The sequence below is a fragment of the Alteromonas sp. G4i13 genome (assembly GCF_054960505.1).
The window spans coordinates 146,836-166,351 of the sequence record NZ_JBHNYX010000004.1; the positions used below are offsets into that span (position 1 = coordinate 146,836).

Consider the following 19,516-nt stretch of genomic DNA (forward strand, 5'->3'; position numbering starts at 1 on the left):
AAGCTTTCGAGGGCGGTACATGATTTGCCTAGCTTATAAGAAACACGAATTATGCCAATTATGATCACTTTTGAGTAAAAGATAATTCAATTAAGCAAAAACCTTTCAAGTTATCACCAAGTTTGCCATCATATCGCAATCACAGGTGAGACAGCGTACAACGTTGTAGTGAAACATTTTTTACATTCGCCTTAATCTATTGCATAAAGTATCCACGGCTTGCACCAAAAAGAACGCTACGTCACGCGAACACAGAACCCAGTCAAACTCCGCAGTTTAATTACTGCTTTTCGCGCTGGCGTTATTATGATGTCTTGCGTATTTGTCGTCGCGTCCGGTATTGCTCAACAAAAAACGGTCTTTACCGAGCAGGTTTATAAGCGGATTAATGACGTATATGGCAGTAACGCTGCCGAAGATGTTGCTGATTGGCGACAACTGATCGATGAATTACAACAAGAGGCGATTGATGAAAAACTCTATTCTATCAACCGCTTCTTTAACCGTTTCGATTTTGTTGACGATCTTGTTCACTGGAACGAAAAGGACTACTGGGCCACCCCGATAGAGTTTATTGCCACTGGCGCAGGCGACTGCGAAGACTACACCATTGCGAAATATTTCTCACTCATTGAGCTAGGTGTACCAGAAAGTCAATTAAGGCTTATGTATGTAACGGCATTAGAATTACGTCAACCTCACATGGTGCTAGCTTATTATGAAACGCCTACCTCAGTACCTTTAGTTTTAGACAATATTAATCGGCGAATTTTACCGGCGAATAAGCGCAGAGACTTATCCCCTATTTACAGTTTTAATGGTAATGGATTGTGGGCTGCGAAAGCGATGGGAACAGGCCGCAAGTTGAGAGGTAGTGGCCCAATGAAAATGTGGGACGACATGGTAGAGCGACTAGACCGCGTAATGTACGGAGATAAAGAAAAATAATGAGACTATCTACCCAATTAAGTACGAGCTTAGCCATTTTTTTGGTTTTAGTATTTGCTGGCTCTTTCATTATAAATGTAAAGCTAACTCGAGAATATGTAAACGAACAACTAGCGACTCACGCTCAAGATACAGCAACGTCTTTAGGCCTTTCCATCACGCCTTACATTGGCGAACCCAACGGAATAATTGTTGCGGAGACTATGGTAAATGCCATTTTTGACAGGGGTTTCTATCAGTATATTACGGTCTCTGACATGGAAGGTAATTTACTGATTGAGCGTAAAAACCCAAATACTCAAGATTCAGTGCCTGCGTGGTTCACTAATTTAGTAGAAGTCACACCACCCGTTCAACGAACTGAATTAAACGACGGCTGGACCCTGGCCGGAGAGCTAACAGTCCAAAGCCACCCAGGGCTTGCAAATGAAACGCTTTATGAAAGTGTCAAACAAAGTGCCTTTATGTTTTTTGCCGCGTTCGTTGTAGCCTACATCGCGTTGCTTTTCATAATTACCGCTATTACAAAACCGCTTAGAATTGTGGTTCACAAGATTAATGACATTCAAAACCAAAAGTTTTCTCAAATAAACTATAAGCCATTTACCCAAGAGCTTACATTTATCACTCAAGCAGTGAATAAGCTGTCTTCATCTGTAGAAGGGATGTTTAAAGAACTTTCCCAAAAAGCAGAACACTTCAAGGCGCAAGCGTACGAAGACAGCCTTACGGGCGTTCAAAACAGAAGTGCCTTCACTCGTCACATGAACGCTTTATTAAGTTCGACAGCCCATTCAGATGAAGGTTATTTAGTTATAATACGATTAGCGCACCTCAACGCTATTAATACTTCTCTCGGAGCCCAAGAGGGCGACAATTACGTTACTTCAGTTGCCAACATTCTTAAGCAGTTCTCCAGAGAGTCGGCTGAGACTACACACTTATTCAGGCTATCAGGCGCCGACTTTGCACTAGTCACTGAAGCCATATCAAAGAGAGAATGTTCAAATAAAATCGAAGATTTAAGTGAAACTCTCGTACATTGCAATCCTCTCAAAGACGGAATTCGTTCGGTGTGGATGGGCGTGGCGCAATTTAGCGATAAGCAGTCTTTTTCCGAAATTATGGAAAATGCTGACAGCGCGCTTATGGCTGCAACTAAACAAGCTAATGGATGGCAATTTGCTTCAGAACTCTCTCATATACACAGTAATACTGCATGGAGAGAGAGGCTTAATGTGATATTGGAGCAACAGTACGCTGACATGCTGATACAACCTGTCATGAGTATTGCAGAAAACACTCCCTCATATTTTGAGGCTTTCGCACGCTTCAAAGACAAAGAAAGCGGCAGTGTTATACCAATGTCGCAGTTAATCCCCGCTTCAGAACGATTGAACCTTATTCCAGAGGTCGATAAGTTGGTAGCAACCCTCGTTTTTAAAAAGCTTTCTCAGGCAAAATGTGATGTGGCCATTAATATTGCAAATGCATCTCTAGCTAATTCCCATTTCAGAACCTGGCTAGTTGCACAATTGAACCAAAACACGGCACTTTGCACTAAGTTGGTGTTCGAATTCGAAGACTCAGCACTCATTCACCATAAAGATGACACCATATCTTTTTGCAAGACTCTAATGACATTAGGCTGCCGCGTAACAATTGAGCACTTTGGAGAAAATCTTGCATCACTTGCAGGATTGAGGGCTATTCAGCCTCATTTTGTAAAAATTTCCGGCAAGCTTACGAAAGATATTCACACAGATAAAGATAATCAGTTGTTTGTGAGTAGCTTGTTGAGCATAGCTCGAGGATTAAATATCAACGTAATTGCTGAGCTTGTTGAGAATGAAGCAGAGTCAGTGGCATTAACTCAACTCGACGTTGCTTATCAGCAAGGTTTTTATTTCGCAAAGCCTACGCTTTGGCAAAATTAAGTTGCTTAGCCGAAAAGTTGTATAACAAAGTGAAGACCTAGCACGCTTATTTGTTATACAATGATCACTAATAGTGTTAGCAAGACGCTGACCCGACGTTTTATTTAAAAGGATAAGCTATGCGTAGCAACGTTATTTTATCTCTACTTTTGATTGCACTGGTTTTGCTAACGCCTGTTTCTTCAGCGCAAGAAAATAGCGCACCGGGCACTCAAGTAAGAACGTTACTTGTTAATGAACTTGATAACGGAGCGAATATACAAGACGCCGCAAATCAAGTTAGTCAGACTGTAATCAATGAAGGTCTTTACTTCGATGCTGCAGGCACTGCGTATTTATCTGACAACCAAGATTCATTTGAATCTTTAGTAGGTTTACTTAACGAAAATGCCACAGGGTTCGAATTAGCCATCGCTGGATTTACACAGTTTCCAGATCAAGCATCTCAAATCATAACGATTACTGTTTTAATGTTTCCTGAGAGTGCCAGCGAGATCTACAATATCGCTCTTCAAATGCAGGTAATTAGTGAAGACGATGCACTGCTAGCAGTTATTAATGCTGGTGTAGATCCAAGCACATTAACAGCTACTGCAGCAGGTGGAACGGGCAATACGTTTTCTCCGCTTGGTGTCGGTACTGGGGCAGCGGGTGCAGGTGGTGGTGATACAACAATTTCTGCCAACTAACCAAAATGTAACTGCTTAAACTTTAACTATTTTTGTTGTAGTTGTTTATGGTTAATGTTCTGAAAACCGAAAAGTTTCTTTTCGGTTTTCTTTTATTCACTTTGTTCTGGCTTCCTCTGTCGTTGGGAGCAAACCGCCCGTGGGCGTGGGCGCTGATGCAAATGTCGCTGTTTTCAATTGGCGGCACCTTGGTTCTGCTAAACACTTCTCTACTTCATCAACTCTACACAAAATATCGAACATTCATTATTCTTTGGGTTATTTTTCTTGCTTGGCAGCTTATCAATATTGTTCCTCTACCCTTTGCGCTGGTCGAGGCAATAAGACCTGAACGTGTAAGCTACTTCTTAAGTGAGCAATGGGGTAACCAAGAGAACGTTACTTCAAAGTGGCTATCTTTGAGTTTTGATGTAGGCCAGAGCGACGTAACTTTCTTCAAGTCTCTTGCCTATTGCTTTCTATTTTTCATCGCATTAACCCTTGTCAATTCAGCTAAGCGTTTACGCTACACCCTTATAGTCATTAGCGCAGCTGGCATATTTCAAGCTATCTACGGCGCACTAGAAGTACTTTCAGGTATTAAGTACAGCCTGGTGTTCAAACAGCCGGTTTCGCACATCGCGACTGGCAGCTATATTTACAAGAATCATTACGCAAATTTTCTAATGCTCTGTTTGAGTGCCGCAATCGGGTATTTGATAGCGAGTTTGCATCAAGACAACACCACCAGTAAAAGAGAAAGGCTGCGAAGGCTGGTGAAGTTTTGGCTAAGTAACAAAGTACTATTTAGAATAGGCATAATTATAATGGTGATTGCGTTAGTCATGTCCCGTTCTCGAATGGGTAATAGCGCATTTTTTATAGCCATGACAATTACAGCCACGCTCGGCTTGATTTACTTTAAGCCCCGTCAAAAAAGCTATATCACTTTGTTTATCAGCATGTTGATTATCGATATTTTGTTAGTCAGTAGTCTTTTTGGCCTCAAGCAAGTGCAACAGCGCTTAGAGCAAACGAACTTCGCACAAGAAAGCAGAGATGAAGTAATTACAGACGTACTACCCCTATTAGGTGAATACGGACTAATAGGTACCGGAGGTGGAACTTTTTACACCGTTTACCCTCAATTTCAGAGTGAAAGTATTCAGCACTTTTACGATCACGCACACAACGAATATCTTCAATTTAGCATTGAGTTTGGTGTCGTAGGTGCCTTTGTTCTTGCTCTGCTAGTGCTGCTGTGTACTAAAAATGCACTTAGCGCGGTTCGAAATAGACGCCACCCTTTACCCAGGGGCACCGCTTTTGCAAGTATTATGGCAACTATCGGCATGGCTTTGCACAGCAGTGTGGATTTCCCTCTACAAGCACCAGCAAATACGGCTATATTTATTGTTCTTCTAGCATTTGGAGCGCTAAGCAGAGATATTTCTATGGGAAGGCAGTCACATAGATAAACTGCTTAACTCAATTTTTTCTCGATCGTTTTATCGTAAAAGGACGCAGTGTGGTTTTAAAAATTAAACGCCCCGTTAGAGAAGAGCCTAACGTTCAACACATGCTTGAGCGTATGCCGAAAAAAGTAGCTGACTCATTCTCTGATGAACAATTATCTCATTTAAATACTGCGCTTGCGGGAAGACGTTGGGGTAATCATAAAGTGGATGTTCGGGGCACCATTAGCCTCCTACGCAGCCGCTATTATTTCGTACTGTTAGCTGGAACAGATAAACGAGATTTATCCAGAACTGAAAGTAGAATTGGCAGAATTGCTATGGCAGCAACTGTTGCGCTTTTTTTCTGCGTATCGTTAATACTTGGTTTGGTACTTCTTTATATTTTCAAAAGTTGGTTAGGAATAAACCTTTTCGAAGGATTTTCACTGGGGCTTTGGGACTGGTTGAAAGGAAAAAGTTAATTTCGGTCGTTTTTAGTCGTATGTCACGCAATTAGGTATACGCTTTTTGACAGGGTAACTCGAAGTATTCAACCAACGACACACTACTTCCTCTGCGCTATGCTTTTGGATAGCTTCTAAAACAAAATTTCTGCTAAGTGGATTTTGAATTCCTAAATCTAAATGGCGCTTTAATAGATCTTTCACTTTTACGTAATGCACCGAGCGTGCGGCAAACATGTCTAAGCCATACTCTACGATAAATTTGTGCACTATGGCATCTTGTGCTCCCACATCAACGGCACGCGTTACATAATCATAGAATGCACTATCTAATTCTCTCTGTTTCCACTTAACTGACGCTAGCCCTATCCAACTGCCGCTCCAATTCGGTCTTAGCTCTAGACTCTTTTCGTAGGCGGTAAAGGCTTGGTATAAATTTCTCGTCGAATCAAAAGCTGCTGTTTGAGTGTCGCTCGACACGCCGGCTTCACCCACACTATATGCTTTCCATTCAAATAATTGCCCTTGTACTTGATAGTAGAGTGCGTTTTTCGGGAAATAACTAAGCGCTGTTTCTATTTTATTTAGAGCTCGCTCTATCTTCTCTGTAGTCGCACGCTCAGGCCTTTGCTGCCACATATCAATGTTATTCTTTACGCTATAGTACGCATTACCCGCAATAAAAAGCTGCACACTCCACACTAAACTCCATAACGCCATAAGCGCTACGATCCATTTGAGCGAAGTACTAAAAGTTTGTTGGTTGTAGTGGCTAGCGAGATTAAACGCCTTCATTAAACACCGTGCCTAAGTGCTTTACCTATTATTTCACCAGGCTTGTTAATGAAAACGTCTTGAGCGAAGACCCTATCGAAGGCGGCGACAACGTCAAACGCATCTCTCATGTCATTAGGCCGTCGTACTAAATCATGGGTATCAGAGGCAACGACATGAAATGCTTTTCGCTGCATTAAACTTAATGCAAATTGTGCTACGTTGTCTCCAAATCGCCCCGTCAAAGCGCCAGCGGTAACTTGAAACAAACACCCTTGTCGCTGAAGCCAGCTAAATTTAGTTGGCTCTGCTAACAACTCCCGATTTCGTTCTGGATGCGCTATAAGAGGCTGAACATTATTTCTTAATAACCATTTAACTAGGGTCTCAAGCCCCTGGGGAACATGGCTATGAGGCATTTCAAGCAGAAGTATTTTTTTATCGCTTAATTCACCGATGAATGGTAGCTCCCCTTGTTTGAACCAAACGGGAATAAGCTCATTCACTCTCACTTCAGCTGCATAAGAAAGTGTTAGGGGAATCGCCGCTGTTTTGACAGCTTTCACAAACTCGTCAAATACAGGCTTTATTGTACTATGGGAATTGTCGAAGTAGCCTTCGTGGATATGTGGCGTGCAAACCATGTGACTTACGCCACAGTCAACAGCTTGCTGTGCCATTTCTAAGGCGATATCTAAAGACCTGGCACCGTCGTCGATGCCAGGCAATATATGGCTATGTATATCTATCAATAATTACTGTTAGCTGTCTTTATGACTCGTATAACCGTATTGGTCGTAGAATCCAGCATACCTTTGTGCTGCACCAGATTTACGTAAGTCTACTTGATTTAGCACTACCCCATCAAGACGATGACCAACTTGAAGGAATCGAGACAAACCATTATTTATTAACTTCTCACTGGTACTGTCTGCACGAACTACGTAGATTACAGAATCACATGAGTTTGCAATAACCATAGAGTCACTAACAGCTTGAGTTGGTGCAGTATCAACAACAACGTATTTGTACTGGGTCTTAAGCTGGGCGATAAGTTCGCCGAAGCCTTTGTCAGCTAGCAATTCTTGTGGATTTGATGGGATAGTTCCTGCGGATAATATATCTATCTTAGATTCTTCATCCTGCACTAAGCATTCATCAAAAGTATGTGATTTTAAGATTAAGTTCGCAACACCGGGCTGGTAATTTGGAATGCCAAATTGCTTGCCAACGCTAGGGCGACGTAAGTCGGCATCAATCAGTATGGTCTTATCCAGCTGCCCCAAGGCAAACGCTAAATTAATCGAAACGGTAGTTTTACCTTCTTTAGGCACGCTCGATGTAATCATTATGGCCTGCTGCTCTTTATCTAAATTCAATAATGATAGGCTAGTTCGCAGGGTACGAACCGACTCTGCAAATTGATGCTTTTTACCATCAAAGAAAGAACGAATTGGTAAGTCAGTCTTCTTCTTGTGTGGAAGCCATGGGATAAGACCTAACATACGCTGTCCAAGTTTACGCTCAACATCTTCTACCGAGCGAATACCGCTGTTTAGGGTTTCCATGGCAATAGCCAAGAAAACGCCAAAGCCCATACTAAAAACAAAAGCGGCACCTATTAACAGCTTTTTGTTAGGTTCTGAAGGCGTATATTTGGGTAACGCCGCGTCGAGCACTCGCGCATTTGCTGACTCAAAGCCGCCCAGCTCATCGGTTTCCTTCAAACGAGTAAAGAAAGAGTTGTAAAGCTGCTGATTAATATCAACTTCACGTTGCAGAGCTCGCCGCTGATTGTCTAACGCTGACAGCGAACGGAATTCTGCCTTTGCTTGCGCTACTTCTTGCTCTAGCTGCGCAACGCGGTCTTCCGACACTTCGTATTGCGTTGTAATACTCGTTATCAAATCTCTAATCTGACTACTCAGTGTTTCCCGAATAGAAGAGAGCTCTGCATTCGCAGCAATCATTCTAGGGTGTTTAGGGCCATAAACTTTACTCAGTTCGCTCACGCGCGTCATCGCCTTTGCTTCGTCACGTCGAACATCTCTGATTGTTGGGTGATTCAGTACTTCAGGAAGACGCGCTATGTCTTCTAACGATACATCGTTGCGCGTTTGTCTATAAATAACAGCATTCAGCTTAAGTGCGGTTTGCGCATCGAGTAATTGCTTGCTCAGCTGCTCTAGCTCATCGGCCGCTAAGCCTACTACACCATCTATATTAACAACTTGATTTTGTTCATAAAACTTAGCAAGATTGCGTTCAGCCACAGTAAGCTTTTGCTTGAGGCCTTCTAAGCTATCTGTAAGAAAAGACGTTGCTTTTGCAGTCATATCAAGCTTAGCCTGCAGATAGTTTTCAATGTATACGTCTGCAACTGCGTTAGCTAGTTCCGCTGAAAGTGTAGGTGATTCAGTAGTAATGGTTATTCTCATTACTTGCGTATTGTCGACCATTTCAACGGTAAGTGCGCTCATTAAGAGTGAAGTAGCTTTGCGCTTTTTAGCCGCTAAAATTTGCTCTTCAGTTAAATCTTTAGGCTCTTCCTGCGGAAGAAACGGTAAAGCTTCGACTATCCTAGCTTTTAGTTCATCGAATAGACTAGGGCCCTCATCAACTGGCATAAACTCTTCGTTATTATAAAGCGATAAGCTTTCAACCGTGCGTTCTGCAATTTGACGGGATTGCAGTATTTCAAATTGCGTTTGCATATAGTCCTTTCGCTTTGTATCAAGACCATATACTTCTTCTATTGAAACAACATTCGCCTTTTCTGCCTCTACCAAAATAGTTGTAGTAGAAGTGAACATGGGCGTCATACGCATGACTAACAATGCAACTAAGATCGTAAATGCAATTGCTAATGATACAATTCGAAATGCGTAACGCTTAATAATTCCCAAATAATGAGCAATGTCGATGGTCTCATTTTCAAACACACCAGCATTGAACTCTTCCCTGCCATTTACTGCCATTTTATTTCCTGCACGCTACGTAATTTAGAAGAAACGCTGATTGATGGTGATAATATCACCAGGCTGAATCATATCGCTCACGGTTACTGTGAATTCGTTTGTTCTGCCGTCCTTTTCACGAATTATGGTAATTTTGTCGCGGGCCGCTCGCTCTGTGTAACCGCCGGCTAACGCAGCCGCTTTATTAACAGAAAGGCCTGGTTGATATGGATAGCCGCCCGGCCTTTTCACTTCACCATCAATAAAGAAGGGCCTGTATTCAACGATAGCTACTGAGACAGAAGGGTTAACCAAATAATCCCCTAGCAAGCCATCATAAATTTTCTTTTCGACTTCATCGGCAGTTAAGCCAACCAATTTAATTTCCCCTAAGAATGGATAATTAATTGTACCGACGTCAGGTAGACGTACTTCCATCGAAAGATCATCTTGGCCAAAAACACTGATTTTTATTCTGTCACCTGATCCAAGTTGATACTGACTCATGCTCAAGTTTCCTTCCTGAGCGAAGGCAGAGCTCGTAACGAAAATTAAAAATAAAAATACTGTTTTAATCATCAAATGTTGCTTCACAACGTAACCTCAGCGGAAATTCCTACAACATTTCGGTCATAGCCAATTGAATCGCGGTTACTATCACGATCTGCCAACTGATAGAATAGGGAAAAAGACAAGTACCTACGAGCCTGGTAATTTAATGACGCCATGTAACGCATCAACTCGTCATCCCTATTTTCAATGCCATCTTCATCAAGAATGTACTCGTTTGTTTCACGCGTTATACTAATTGAAGAGCTCAACCGGCTTAGCCACTCGTGATTCCACGCCGCAGTGTAATCTCTACCTCTTATGAAATTACCTTCTCCGTTGGTTTCCCTAGTGTCTGCATTCGTAGAAAATCGAAACGTAGAATATGAAATAGGCTGCCACTCTATACCGACTTCCCAATCGGTTCCATAGAAAGTACTTCTCGTAGCGGCCTCGAAATCTTTTTCTTTATAACCCACTTTTGCAAAGCCAGTAGTCGCTGCCGTAGACTCCCACCTAACACCAAGTAAAACTCGTGTTTCGTCACTATCTCTAGTTGTAATACCCGTCTGGTTGTCATACCTCACAAACGTTTGCGTTACATCGAGCAGTGCTGTTGTCGCAGAGCCAATACGATAACCCAATTCAGCGCCGACTTTGTTTTTTACCCGATCTCTAATCAAATAGGCTTGTTCACTTCGATCATAATCTAACGTCTCACGGTTTGCTTTTAGCGTTACTACTCCGTCTGATGTAACAGCACCGTAGGAATACTCACCGCCAAAAGAAGTGCTTTTGTAACGGTCAGGTGTTGTGATGGCTGTACCTAGTCCTAAAGAAAAGCCAGTACCGCGCTCTTCATGTCCATCTTCGTATTGGGCAATTGCATTAACTCTATGCCTACTATTTAGTTCATATTCTCCTGATGCTTCAATAAAGTGGTCTGTATAGTCATCAGCGCTGCTTGAAAAAAACACACCTCTTTCTAAACGATAGCCTACTTGGAACGGATTGCCGTCAATCTGTGTAGCAGCAATTAACTCTGGAGAAATAGTCGCTCGCCAACTATAAATTTCAGGATCGTCATCTCGTGCATAAGCTACGTTGTCAACATACGCCATCGAAGACGTAAATGAAGGGATCAAATCAAATTGCCCAGCTTGAATTCGACCAGCCTCTTGGGCAAATAGAGTCGGTGTGGCGCAAATTACCGACATAGCTATTATGCTTTTGGTCCTTTTTAACATGTTATTTCCTTCCTACGATGGCTTGGGTGTATTAAAACGGTGCATTATTTCGATATAGCGCTTTTAAATACATCCTTACGTAAACGCTATAAACCGCGAAACAGCCGGAATATGTGTAATTCTTACAAACTAAACAAGGTGAATGCCTTAATAGTTCATGGATAATCAATGTCGAGCAATAGGCGTGCCGCTTTTGCTTTACTAGGCTGTGAACATTACTAGCGAACACATTAGAGCGAAAGTCAATTTGCTCTGTATTGTTTGACTCAACAGTCAGTTAACAAAGTACTGCAACTTATACTTAGGTATTGTTGCATCTATATGTCCAAGGCTGCAAATGCGGTATATGCTATCTTATTTATATTGTTCATGAAAAGCGCTAGCGCCGTATTCTACTCATTTTGCACCAAATTAGTACGGAATGAACTTTGTTTTTGTAATAAAATTACAATATCCATATAATACGCTGTTGCTAGAGCACTTAAGCGTTAGACGTGAAAAATTTCAACGCGAATATAATCAGCACGTTGTGATTATTCATCTTACGCGCTTAAAAGTGGGCACAGTATTTGCCTAACTTCCATAAGTTGTCTTCGCTATTCTTCTTAATTCATGGCTTAGCTTGTTTTTGTTGTCGTTAGCTTTGGCTACAGGCTTCACTTTTTCACTTAGAGATTACTTAAATGGACAATAGAGTAGAATCTAACAAAGCACTTAAAGCTCACCCCGTTGAGTCTAATACTAATGGTGGTTTGGTAGTCAGGAACCAAAGTGGTTTTTCAACCATTTACAGACTCATCGATCTTTCGCTGGTAACGATTTTGTATTATTCAGCAGCAGCGTATTACGGTACCCAGATAGATACCACCAGCTTAATTCTTCTTTTTGTAAACGTTATTTGCTTTCAAATTTCTGCCGAAGGCGTTGAGTTATATCGGTCGTGGCGTGGGCACAGAACGCCTGAAATGCTAAGAGCGGCTGCAATCACATGGACATTGAGCGTTCTCGGTACCATGTCAATGGGGTACTTTTTCGTTCAAGAAATAAAAACGCCCCCACCTGCAATATTGCTTTGGTTTGCATCTTCGTTTGTCGTTTTGATTCTGTGGCGCTTTATTATGCGCAAGTTCCTCTTCCGCATTCGCAAAAGTGGCTTGAACACACGCCGTTCAATTATCATTGGCGCTACTCATTTAGGTGCGAATGTTGCTCTTCAGATACAACAGAACGAACATTTAGGTATTCGCTTTAACGGTATTTATGATGACCGTGAAGCAGAACGTCTCCCTCATGAGATGCAGGGCGCTGTGCTCGGCAACATTGAAGAAGCCATTGAAATGGCCAAGCGCAACGAAGTTGATTACATCTACATAGCATTGCCAATGAGTGCAGAAAATCGCATTCGTGCAATTCTTGAACAGTGCAGCGATACCACCGCTAACGTTTATGTAATTCCGAACTTCTTTATGTACAACTTGCTTAACGCTCGCTGGCAAACCGTGGGTAATGTACAGGCACTAAGTGTATATGACACCCCTTTCCAAGGCGCCAGTGACGTTTTGAAGCGGTTTGAAGATGTTGTATTAAGCAGTCTGATCTTAATGTTGATATCCGTTCCCATGTTAGCAATTGCGGCCGCAGTTAAGCTCACATCTAAAGGGCCAGTCATTTTCAAACAAAAGCGTTACGGATTAGATGGTAAACAAATTACGGTTTACAAATTCCGGTCTATGACTACGCAAGACAACGGAGCAGTTGTTAAGCAAGCAACGAAAAACGACGCGCGTTTAACCAAAATAGGTGGTTTCTTAAGGCGCACATCGTTAGATGAACTACCTCAGTTTATCAATGTTCTGCAGGGTCGCATGTCAATTGTAGGCCCTCGCCCGCACGCGGTTGCTCACAATGAGGAATATCGTAAGATCATCACAGGTTACATGCTGCGACATAAAGTTAAGCCTGGTATTACGGGTTGGGCACAAGTGAATGGTTTGCGCGGTGAAACGGAAACCACGAACAAGATGGTACAGCGTGTAGAGTACGATTTAGACTATATACACCGCTGGTCTATTTGGTTCGATATTAAAATTGTATTCATGACTGTATTTAATGGATTCATTAACAAAAACGCATATTAGAAGTACACCAAATCAAGAAAAGGACATCATCATATGAAACCTGTTGTATTGGCTGGCGGCACTGGTAGCCGCCTTTGGCCAAAGTCTCGCGCCGCTCTTCCAAAACAGTTTTTGTCGCTTACATCCAACAGCACGATGCTTCAAGATACAATTACTCGACTTAAAGGAACCAATGCCGAGCCTCCTGTATTTATATGTAACGATGCGCATCGATTTTTAGTTGCTGAGCAGCTTCGTAAAAAAAATATAGAGCATGATGGTATTTTATTAGAGCCCGTTGGGCGAAACACTGCACCAGCAATAGCACTTGCGGCATTACATGCCACAAAAAATGAGAATGACCCTGTTCTTCTTGTCCTCGCTGCGGATCATTTAATTAAAGACCAAAGCGCATTTCATAGTGCCATTACTAAAGCAGAAGTATTAGCAAACGAAGGAAAGCTTGTAACTTTTGGTATAGTTCCAGACCAGGCCCACACCGGCTATGGCTACATCAAGGCTGGAAATGTACTGAATGTTGGATTTGAGGTAGCTGAGTTTGTCGAAAAGCCAGAACTTGAAACAGCAAAACAGTACGTTGAGTCAGGTGATTTTTTCTGGAATAGCGGCATGTTTATGTTTAAAGCCAGCCGTTATATTGAAGAATTAGGTAAGTATCACCCCGAGATGCTAGAGATTTGCCGTCGCGCAATTGAAACTGAAGCACCTGATTTAGACTTTATTCGTGTTGACTCTGAAATTTTTGCTACGTGTCCTGACGACTCTATTGACTATGCAGTGATGGAAAAAACTGACAGCGCTGCAATGGTGCCATTAGATGCAGGGTGGAGCGATGTAGGCAGTTGGACATCGCTTTGGGAAACTGCCGATAAAGATGACAACGGCAACGTTTGTGTAGGCGATACGATTTTAGAAAATACTAAAAATAGTTACGTGAACGCAGAACAGCGATTAGTATCTGTCATTGGCTTAGAAGACGTTATTGTTGTCGAAACCAAAGATGCCGTTATGGTCGCACATAAAGATGACGCTCAAAGCATTAAGGCCGTGGTCAACAGACTAAAAGCTGAAAAACGCCCTGAGTTCGAATTCCATCGCGAAGTTTTCCGTCCGTGGGGTAGCTACGATTCAATTGACAGCGGTGCACGCTTTCAAGTTAAACGTATTACGGTAAAACCTGGTGAAAAACTATCTGTGCAAATGCACCACCACCGCGCTGAGCATTGGATTGTGGTATCGGGCAGTGCCAATGTGACTATTGATGACAATACTCAATTAGTAAAAGAGAACGAATCTGTCTATATCCCAATCGGTGCAGTACACGCATTAGAAAACCCCGGAAAAATCCCGCTAGAGCTTATAGAGGTTCAATCGGGCGCATACCTTGGTGAAGATGATATAGTTAGGTTTTCAGACCGCTACGGGCGTGTAGAGAAAAAATAATAGTACTTAGTACTAAGCTGCGAATATAAGCAGAGCTTTGGTTCTGCTTTTTTGTGTTTAAAATTCAACATGTAGAAGCCCCCCTACTCTTTTGTTCTTTGCGCATGAAAACCTAGAGTAAAGCTAGAGAAGGCGCGCTTTTCTACAGATACTCAACAAGTGGATATTAGAAGGACGTTGTTAAACAATGGACTAAACAAGTTTAAAACAAAGTCTGAACCCCAAAAACGAAAAAAGGCGAGCATCCTGCTCGCCTTTTTCCGAAAGAACTTAAACTTAATTAGTTAATAATTAAGCTAATGCGCCTTTAGCCGCTTCGACTAGTGCGCTGAAAGCTGCTTTGTCATGTACTGCGATGTCGGCAAGGATCTTACGATCGATTTCAACAGACGCTTTCTTCAAACCGTTAATGAAACGGCTGTATGACATACCATTTTGACGAGCAGCAGCGTTAATACGTGCAATCCATAGTTGACGGAATTGACGCTTGCGCTGACGACGGTCACGGTAAGCATATTGACCAGCTTTAGTTACAGCTTGTACCGCTACGCGATATACACGTGAACGTGCGCCGTAATAACCTTTTGCCTGCTTGAGGACTTTTTTGTGACGAGCACGTGCGATAGTGCCGCGTTTTACTCTAGCCATTAATCAGTCTCCTAAGTCTTATACGTAAGGCAACATGCGCTGAACCAATTTGGTATCAGAGTCATGAACCAGTTTTTTGCCACGAAGGTGACGTTTACGCTTAGAACTCTTCTTAGTCAGAATGTGACGTAAGTGAGACTGTTTGCTTTTAAAGCGGCCAGAACCCGTTTTCTTGAAACGTTTGGCGGCACCGCTTACAGTTTTCATTTTAGGCATTGCTAAAACTCCGCATTGTTTAATATCGGTATTTTTCGTGTTGCAGTCACTTCATACCGGTTAATGTTTAGCAGCAAGGTGTTTAAGGGTGCAGATTCCTTAAAACTTTAGACCGTTACTACTTCTTATTTGGGGCTAGCACCATGATCATCTGACGGCCTTCCACACGACGTGGGAAAGACTCGCATGTAGCGATATCTTCTAAATCGGTTCTAACGCGGTTTAGTAGATCGATACCGATGTCTTGGTGCGCCATTTCACGACCGCGGAAGCGGATCGTAACTTTGGCTTTATCACCACCTTCAAGAAAGCGACGCAGGTTGCGCAGTTTGACCTGGTAATCGCCTTCATCAGTGCCAGGGCGAAATTTAATCTCCTTGACCTGAATTTGCTTCTGTTTTTTCTTCTGCTCTTTTTGAGCTTTACTTTTTTCGAAGAGGAATTTGCCATAGTCCATAACTTTACAGACTGGCGGCTCGGCATTTGGACTGATTTCTACTAGATCTAGGCTCGCTTCTTCAGCGGCACGCGTAGCATCTGCTAGCGAAACCACACCAACCTGTTCACCGTCTTTGCCAATTAATCTTACTTCTCTGGCTTTAATCTCATCGTTAATGCGGGCTTTGTCGCCCTGAGCCTTGTTGTTAGCGCCTTTAATGTGCTATTCCTCCAAACATTTAATTCTTTTGTCTGCTTCTGGGATGGTCGATTGACCTAAAGTAAAACCAAAAGCAGACACCTTATTTGTGCATTATACACAAATTGCTCAACTATTTAATTGCCTTTTCTACAACTTCTTGTTGAGCCATGGCAATAAAGTCTTCCAGGCTCATTTTGCCTAGGTCGTCGCCGCGACGAGAGCGCACTGCTACTTCGCCCGCTTCCATTTCTTTATCGCCCACAACTAGCATATATGGAATACGCTTTAATGTGTGCTCGCGGATTTTAAAGCCGATCTTCTCATTTCGCAAGTCAGACTTTGCTCTAAACCCTAAATCTTGCAGTTTTTTTACACAATTTGATGCGTAATCAGCTTGTTTGTCAGTAATATTCATTACCACAACCTGCTGAGGCGCCAACCAGAGTGGGAAGAAACCTGCAAATTCTTCGGTCAAAATTCCAATGAAGCGTTCTAATGAACCCAAAATAGCGCGGTGAATCATTACCGGTACTTTGCGCTCGCCATCTTCAGCTACATAAGTAGAGCCCAAGCGACCTGGCATTGAAAAATCTAGCTGTACGGTTCCGCACTGCCATGCACGGTCTAAGCAATCGTGCAGTGTAAACTCAATTTTCGGTCCGTAGAACGCACCTTCTCCAGGTTGATAATCGAACTCGATGTCATTAGCTTTAAGTGCATCTGCAAGCGCAGCTTCCGATTTGTCCCAAATCTCGTCAGCACCTACGCGCTTTTCTGGGCGAGTAGACAGCTTAACTTTGATGTTTTCGAAACCAAACGCAGCGTATGTCTCGTACACCATCTTAATACAGCCACTCACCTCTTCTAGGATCTGTTCTTCAGTACAAAAAATGTGAGCATCGTCTTGCGTAAAGCCACGAACACGCATTAGACCGTGTAGTGCGCCCGATGGTTCGTTACGGTGACAGCAGCCAAACTCAGCCATACGAAGAGGCAGGTCGCGGTACGATTTCAAACCCTGGTTGAAAATCTGTACGTGGCCTGGGCAGTTCATTGGCTTAACGGCATATTCACGCTTTTCAGATTCAGTGGTGAACATGTTTTCAGCGTATTTGTCCCAGTGACCCGATTTTTCCCAAAGCGTACGGTCCATCATTAATGGACCTTTAACTTCGTCATAATCGTATTCACGAAGCTTCTTACGCACATAGCTTTCTAGCTCGGTGTAAATTGACCAACCGTCGTTGTGCCAAAACACCATACCCGGTGCTTCTTCTTGCCAATGGAAAAGGTTAAGTGCTTTACCAATTTTACGGTGGTCGCGCTTTTCCGCTTCTTCTAGGCGCTGTAGGTAAGATTTAAGCTGCTTTTTATCTGCCCACGCAGTACCGTAAATACGCTGAAGCATTTTGTTGTCGCTGTCGCCACGCCAGTAAGCACCTGCCACTTTCATTAGTTTGAAGTGGTGACAGAACTTCATGTTTGGCACGTGAGGGCCACGACACATATCTGTGTATTCTTCATGGTGATAAAGTGCCGGGCGGTCGTCCTTGCTGATGTTCTCATCAAGAATTTCCATTTTGTAGCTTTCGCCGCGCGCTTCAAATGCGTCGCGTGCTTCTTGCCAGCTCACTTTATTCTTAACCACGTTGTAATTGGTTTTAGCCAGTTCAAGCATTCGCTTTTCTAGTTTGGCTAAATCTTCCTGGGTTAGGCTTTCTTCCATATCAACATCGTAGTAAAAACCGTTGTCGATAACTGGGCCGATAGCCATTTTGGTGTTAGGCCAAAGTTGTTTGATAGCGTGACCTAACAAGTGCGCGCAACTGTGACGAAGAATTTCTAAACCTTCATCGTCTTTTGCAGTGATTATTTGAAGTTGTGCGTCCGCGTCAATCATGTCAACAGCGTCTACAAGTTCGCCGTTTACTTTCCCCGCAATGGTTGCTTTGGCTAAACCAGGGCCAATATCGTTTGCAACATCTAGTACAGAAACAGAGTTATCGAAAGCGCGTTGGCTTCCATCAGGAAGGGTAATTACAGGCATTTTAATTCCTTTACAGTGGTGACGCCTACTCTGCGCCACATGCATATTTTGAAAATTTAATCGTGCTTTATAGCACTCGAAACTTGCTTTATTTAAAGCGACTAAAGTACAGCATAAAAATACAGCGCATTGGTACTGCAAAACTGTATACGCCTCGAACTTACTGAGTTTTCTCAGTATTAAAGCAAGTGGTGGATTATAACCAGTGTAGGGGCAACTTCAATATCGAAAAGCCTTTATTGGCTAATTTGTGAAGGTTTGATTTCGTTTAGGAAGATTTTGAGTTGTAATTTATGCATTTCACCGTTTTTATCCCATACTTTAGTGTAAGGCGATAAAGGTTGCTGGACTAGCTCTTCGCTGGTGTTCTAGTGTGCCATAGGAAAGAGTCACTCAACACTCCAATCGCCTTGAAAAAAGCATTAAAACAAGCAGAGCGTGCAATATGTGGCATTTTATCAGCGAGCATATTTCAGATGAAACCCAGCAGTTTTTTAGCTGCCAAAAAGCCGAACGAGTAAGTGGCGGAGATACACACGAAAGTTACATCATAAAAGATACGACCCATCGCTACTTTGTTAAAACCCGCAAATATGATGATACTCAGCAATTATCTCATGAAGCCGAAGGACTAGCGGCCATCGCTAACACGCAAACCATTGCTACCCCGCGAGTCATTTGCCATGGAATTACAGCCAATGAAACGCCTAATATGGAATATTTGGTACTTTCTCATGTTCGATTTATTGAACCTTCTGAAAATGACTATTTCATTTTAGGGCAGCAACTCGCTGCACTTCATGCGGTTAACGCCTACACCAGCTATGGATGGCCGCATGACAATTACATTGGTGCCAGTGTACAAACCAATGGAAGAATGGCGTCTTGGGCTGACTTTTTTGCAGAAAAGCGGATTGGTAGCATGCTAGAACGCTTGGCATCAATTGGTACATGGAAAAGCGGAGATGGCAATATAGACGATATTGTTACTCGAGTAAGACATCTCTTAAGCTTACATCAACCCCACCCTTCCCTACTTCATGGAGATTTATGGACGGGTAACGCGGGATTTAACAAGAAAGGGCCAGTCTTATTCGACCCAGCGGTGTACGTTGGGGACGCCGAAACCGACCTTGCCATGGCCGAATTGTTTGGTGGCTTTCCCCAATCATTCTTTGAGGGTTACCATCAACACACCCCAATTGAAAAAAATTACCGATTAAGAAAACCAATTTACCAGCTTTACCATATTTTAAATCACGGGTTATTATTTGGCGCGCACTACATAGCGCAAGCCAAACAAATATTAGATGACATTTACAGCCCCTAATTCCTAAGTAGTGCCGCGCATAGGCAATGTATAGCGCGATATACAAAGCGACA

Annotated in this window: 17 protein-coding genes; 8 read left to right on the forward strand and 9 right to left on the reverse strand. The window is 42.7% G+C overall.

The window, feature by feature from the left end; translation table 11 throughout:
- The first annotated feature begins 219 nt into the window (after positions 1–219).
- The 5 genes from ACFI6J_RS03115 to ACFI6J_RS03135 all read left to right on the forward strand — a co-directional run bounded on the left by ACFI6J_RS03115 (position 220) and on the right by ACFI6J_RS03135 (position 5,492).
- A complete protein-coding gene (locus ACFI6J_RS03115; RefSeq protein WP_101564149.1) occupies positions 220–948 on the forward strand; it encodes a transglutaminase-like cysteine peptidase in 729 nt (242 codons plus the stop codon).
- On the forward strand, positions 948–2,885 hold the full coding sequence (locus ACFI6J_RS03120; RefSeq protein WP_462555444.1) for a bifunctional diguanylate cyclase/phosphodiesterase: 1,938 nt from the start codon (positions 948–950) through the stop codon (positions 2,883–2,885). Before ACFI6J_RS03115 ends, ACFI6J_RS03120 begins: the two co-directional genes overlap by 1 nt.
- A gap of 119 nt (positions 2,886–3,004) precedes the next feature.
- Complete coding sequence (locus tag ACFI6J_RS03125; RefSeq protein WP_462555442.1) at positions 3,005–3,574, forward strand: hypothetical protein; 570 nt, start codon at positions 3,005–3,007, stop codon at positions 3,572–3,574.
- 47 nt (positions 3,575–3,621) lie between these two features.
- On the forward strand, positions 3,622–5,031 hold the full coding sequence (locus tag ACFI6J_RS03130; protein WP_462555440.1) for an O-antigen ligase family protein: 1,410 nt from the start codon (positions 3,622–3,624) through the stop codon (positions 5,029–5,031).
- A 50-nt stretch (positions 5,032–5,081) separates the two neighbouring features.
- Entirely contained in the window at positions 5,082–5,492 is a 411-nt protein-coding gene (locus ACFI6J_RS03135) for a 3-phosphoshikimate 1-carboxyvinyltransferase (protein WP_101564143.1), read from the forward strand.
- A gap of 12 nt (positions 5,493–5,504) precedes the next feature.
- On the opposite strand, the gene ACFI6J_RS03140 is transcribed toward ACFI6J_RS03135, so the two are convergent.
- The 5 genes from ACFI6J_RS03140 to ACFI6J_RS03160 are packed head-to-tail and all read right to left on the reverse strand — an operon-like array spanning position 5,505 to position 11,001.
- A complete protein-coding gene (locus ACFI6J_RS03140; protein WP_462555438.1) occupies positions 5,505–6,269 on the reverse strand; it encodes a VpsP family polysaccharide biosynthesis protein in 765 nt (254 codons plus the stop codon).
- Positions 6,269–7,000, reverse strand: coding sequence for a tyrosine-protein phosphatase (locus ACFI6J_RS03145; protein WP_462555436.1), 732 nt, complete (start codon positions 6,998–7,000; stop codon positions 6,269–6,271). The genes ACFI6J_RS03140 and ACFI6J_RS03145 overlap by 1 nt, the downstream gene beginning before the upstream one ends.
- Positions 7,001–7,009: 9 nt before the next feature.
- A complete protein-coding gene (locus ACFI6J_RS03150) occupies positions 7,010–9,226 on the reverse strand; it encodes a GumC family protein (RefSeq protein WP_281715225.1) in 2,217 nt (738 codons plus the stop codon).
- A 24-nt stretch (positions 9,227–9,250) separates the two neighbouring features.
- Positions 9,251–9,784: a polysaccharide biosynthesis/export family protein gene (locus tag ACFI6J_RS03155; RefSeq protein ID WP_039230079.1), complete on the reverse strand. Its 534-nt coding sequence runs from the start codon at positions 9,782–9,784 to the stop codon at positions 9,251–9,253.
- Between the two features lie 11 nt (positions 9,785–9,795).
- Entirely contained in the window at positions 9,796–11,001 is a 1,206-nt protein-coding gene (locus ACFI6J_RS03160; protein ID WP_348671079.1) for an outer membrane beta-barrel protein, read from the reverse strand.
- A 683-nt stretch (positions 11,002–11,684) separates the two neighbouring features.
- On the opposite strand from ACFI6J_RS03160, the gene ACFI6J_RS03165 reads away from it, so the two are divergent.
- Together ACFI6J_RS03165 and ACFI6J_RS03170 are read left to right on the forward strand one after the other, a co-directional pair.
- A complete protein-coding gene (locus tag ACFI6J_RS03165) occupies positions 11,685–13,139 on the forward strand; it encodes an undecaprenyl-phosphate glucose phosphotransferase (protein WP_014949101.1) in 1,455 nt (484 codons plus the stop codon).
- Positions 13,140–13,172: 33 nt separating this feature from the next.
- Positions 13,173–14,582, forward strand: coding sequence for a mannose-1-phosphate guanylyltransferase/mannose-6-phosphate isomerase (locus tag ACFI6J_RS03170; RefSeq protein ID WP_348671080.1), 1,410 nt, complete (start codon positions 13,173–13,175; stop codon positions 14,580–14,582).
- A 291-nt stretch (positions 14,583–14,873) separates the two neighbouring features.
- On the opposite strand, the gene rplT is transcribed toward ACFI6J_RS03170, so the two are convergent.
- From rplT to thrS, 4 genes are all read right to left on the reverse strand, one after another.
- Positions 14,874–15,230: a 50S ribosomal protein L20 gene (gene rplT / locus ACFI6J_RS03175; RefSeq protein ID WP_012518092.1), complete on the reverse strand. Its 357-nt coding sequence runs from the start codon at positions 15,228–15,230 to the stop codon at positions 14,874–14,876.
- Positions 15,231–15,248: 18 nt separating this feature from the next.
- Positions 15,249–15,446, reverse strand: coding sequence for a 50S ribosomal protein L35 (rpmI, locus tag ACFI6J_RS03180; protein ID WP_012518091.1), 198 nt, complete (start codon positions 15,444–15,446; stop codon positions 15,249–15,251).
- A 118-nt stretch (positions 15,447–15,564) separates the two neighbouring features.
- Positions 15,565–16,104, reverse strand: coding sequence for a translation initiation factor IF-3 (infC, locus tag ACFI6J_RS03185; protein ID WP_081099357.1), 540 nt, complete (start codon positions 16,102–16,104; stop codon positions 15,565–15,567).
- Positions 16,105–16,216: 112 nt separating this feature from the next.
- Positions 16,217–18,133 (reverse strand): threonine--tRNA ligase, encoded by a 1,917-nt coding sequence (thrS, locus tag ACFI6J_RS03190; protein WP_348670656.1) that lies wholly within the window; start codon positions 18,131–18,133, stop codon positions 16,217–16,219.
- A gap of 445 nt (positions 18,134–18,578) precedes the next feature.
- On the opposite strand from thrS, the gene ACFI6J_RS03195 reads away from it, so the two are divergent.
- On the forward strand, positions 18,579–19,463 hold the full coding sequence (locus tag ACFI6J_RS03195) for a fructosamine kinase family protein (protein ID WP_348670657.1): 885 nt from the start codon (positions 18,579–18,581) through the stop codon (positions 19,461–19,463).
- Positions 19,464–19,516: the final 53 nt, after the last annotated feature.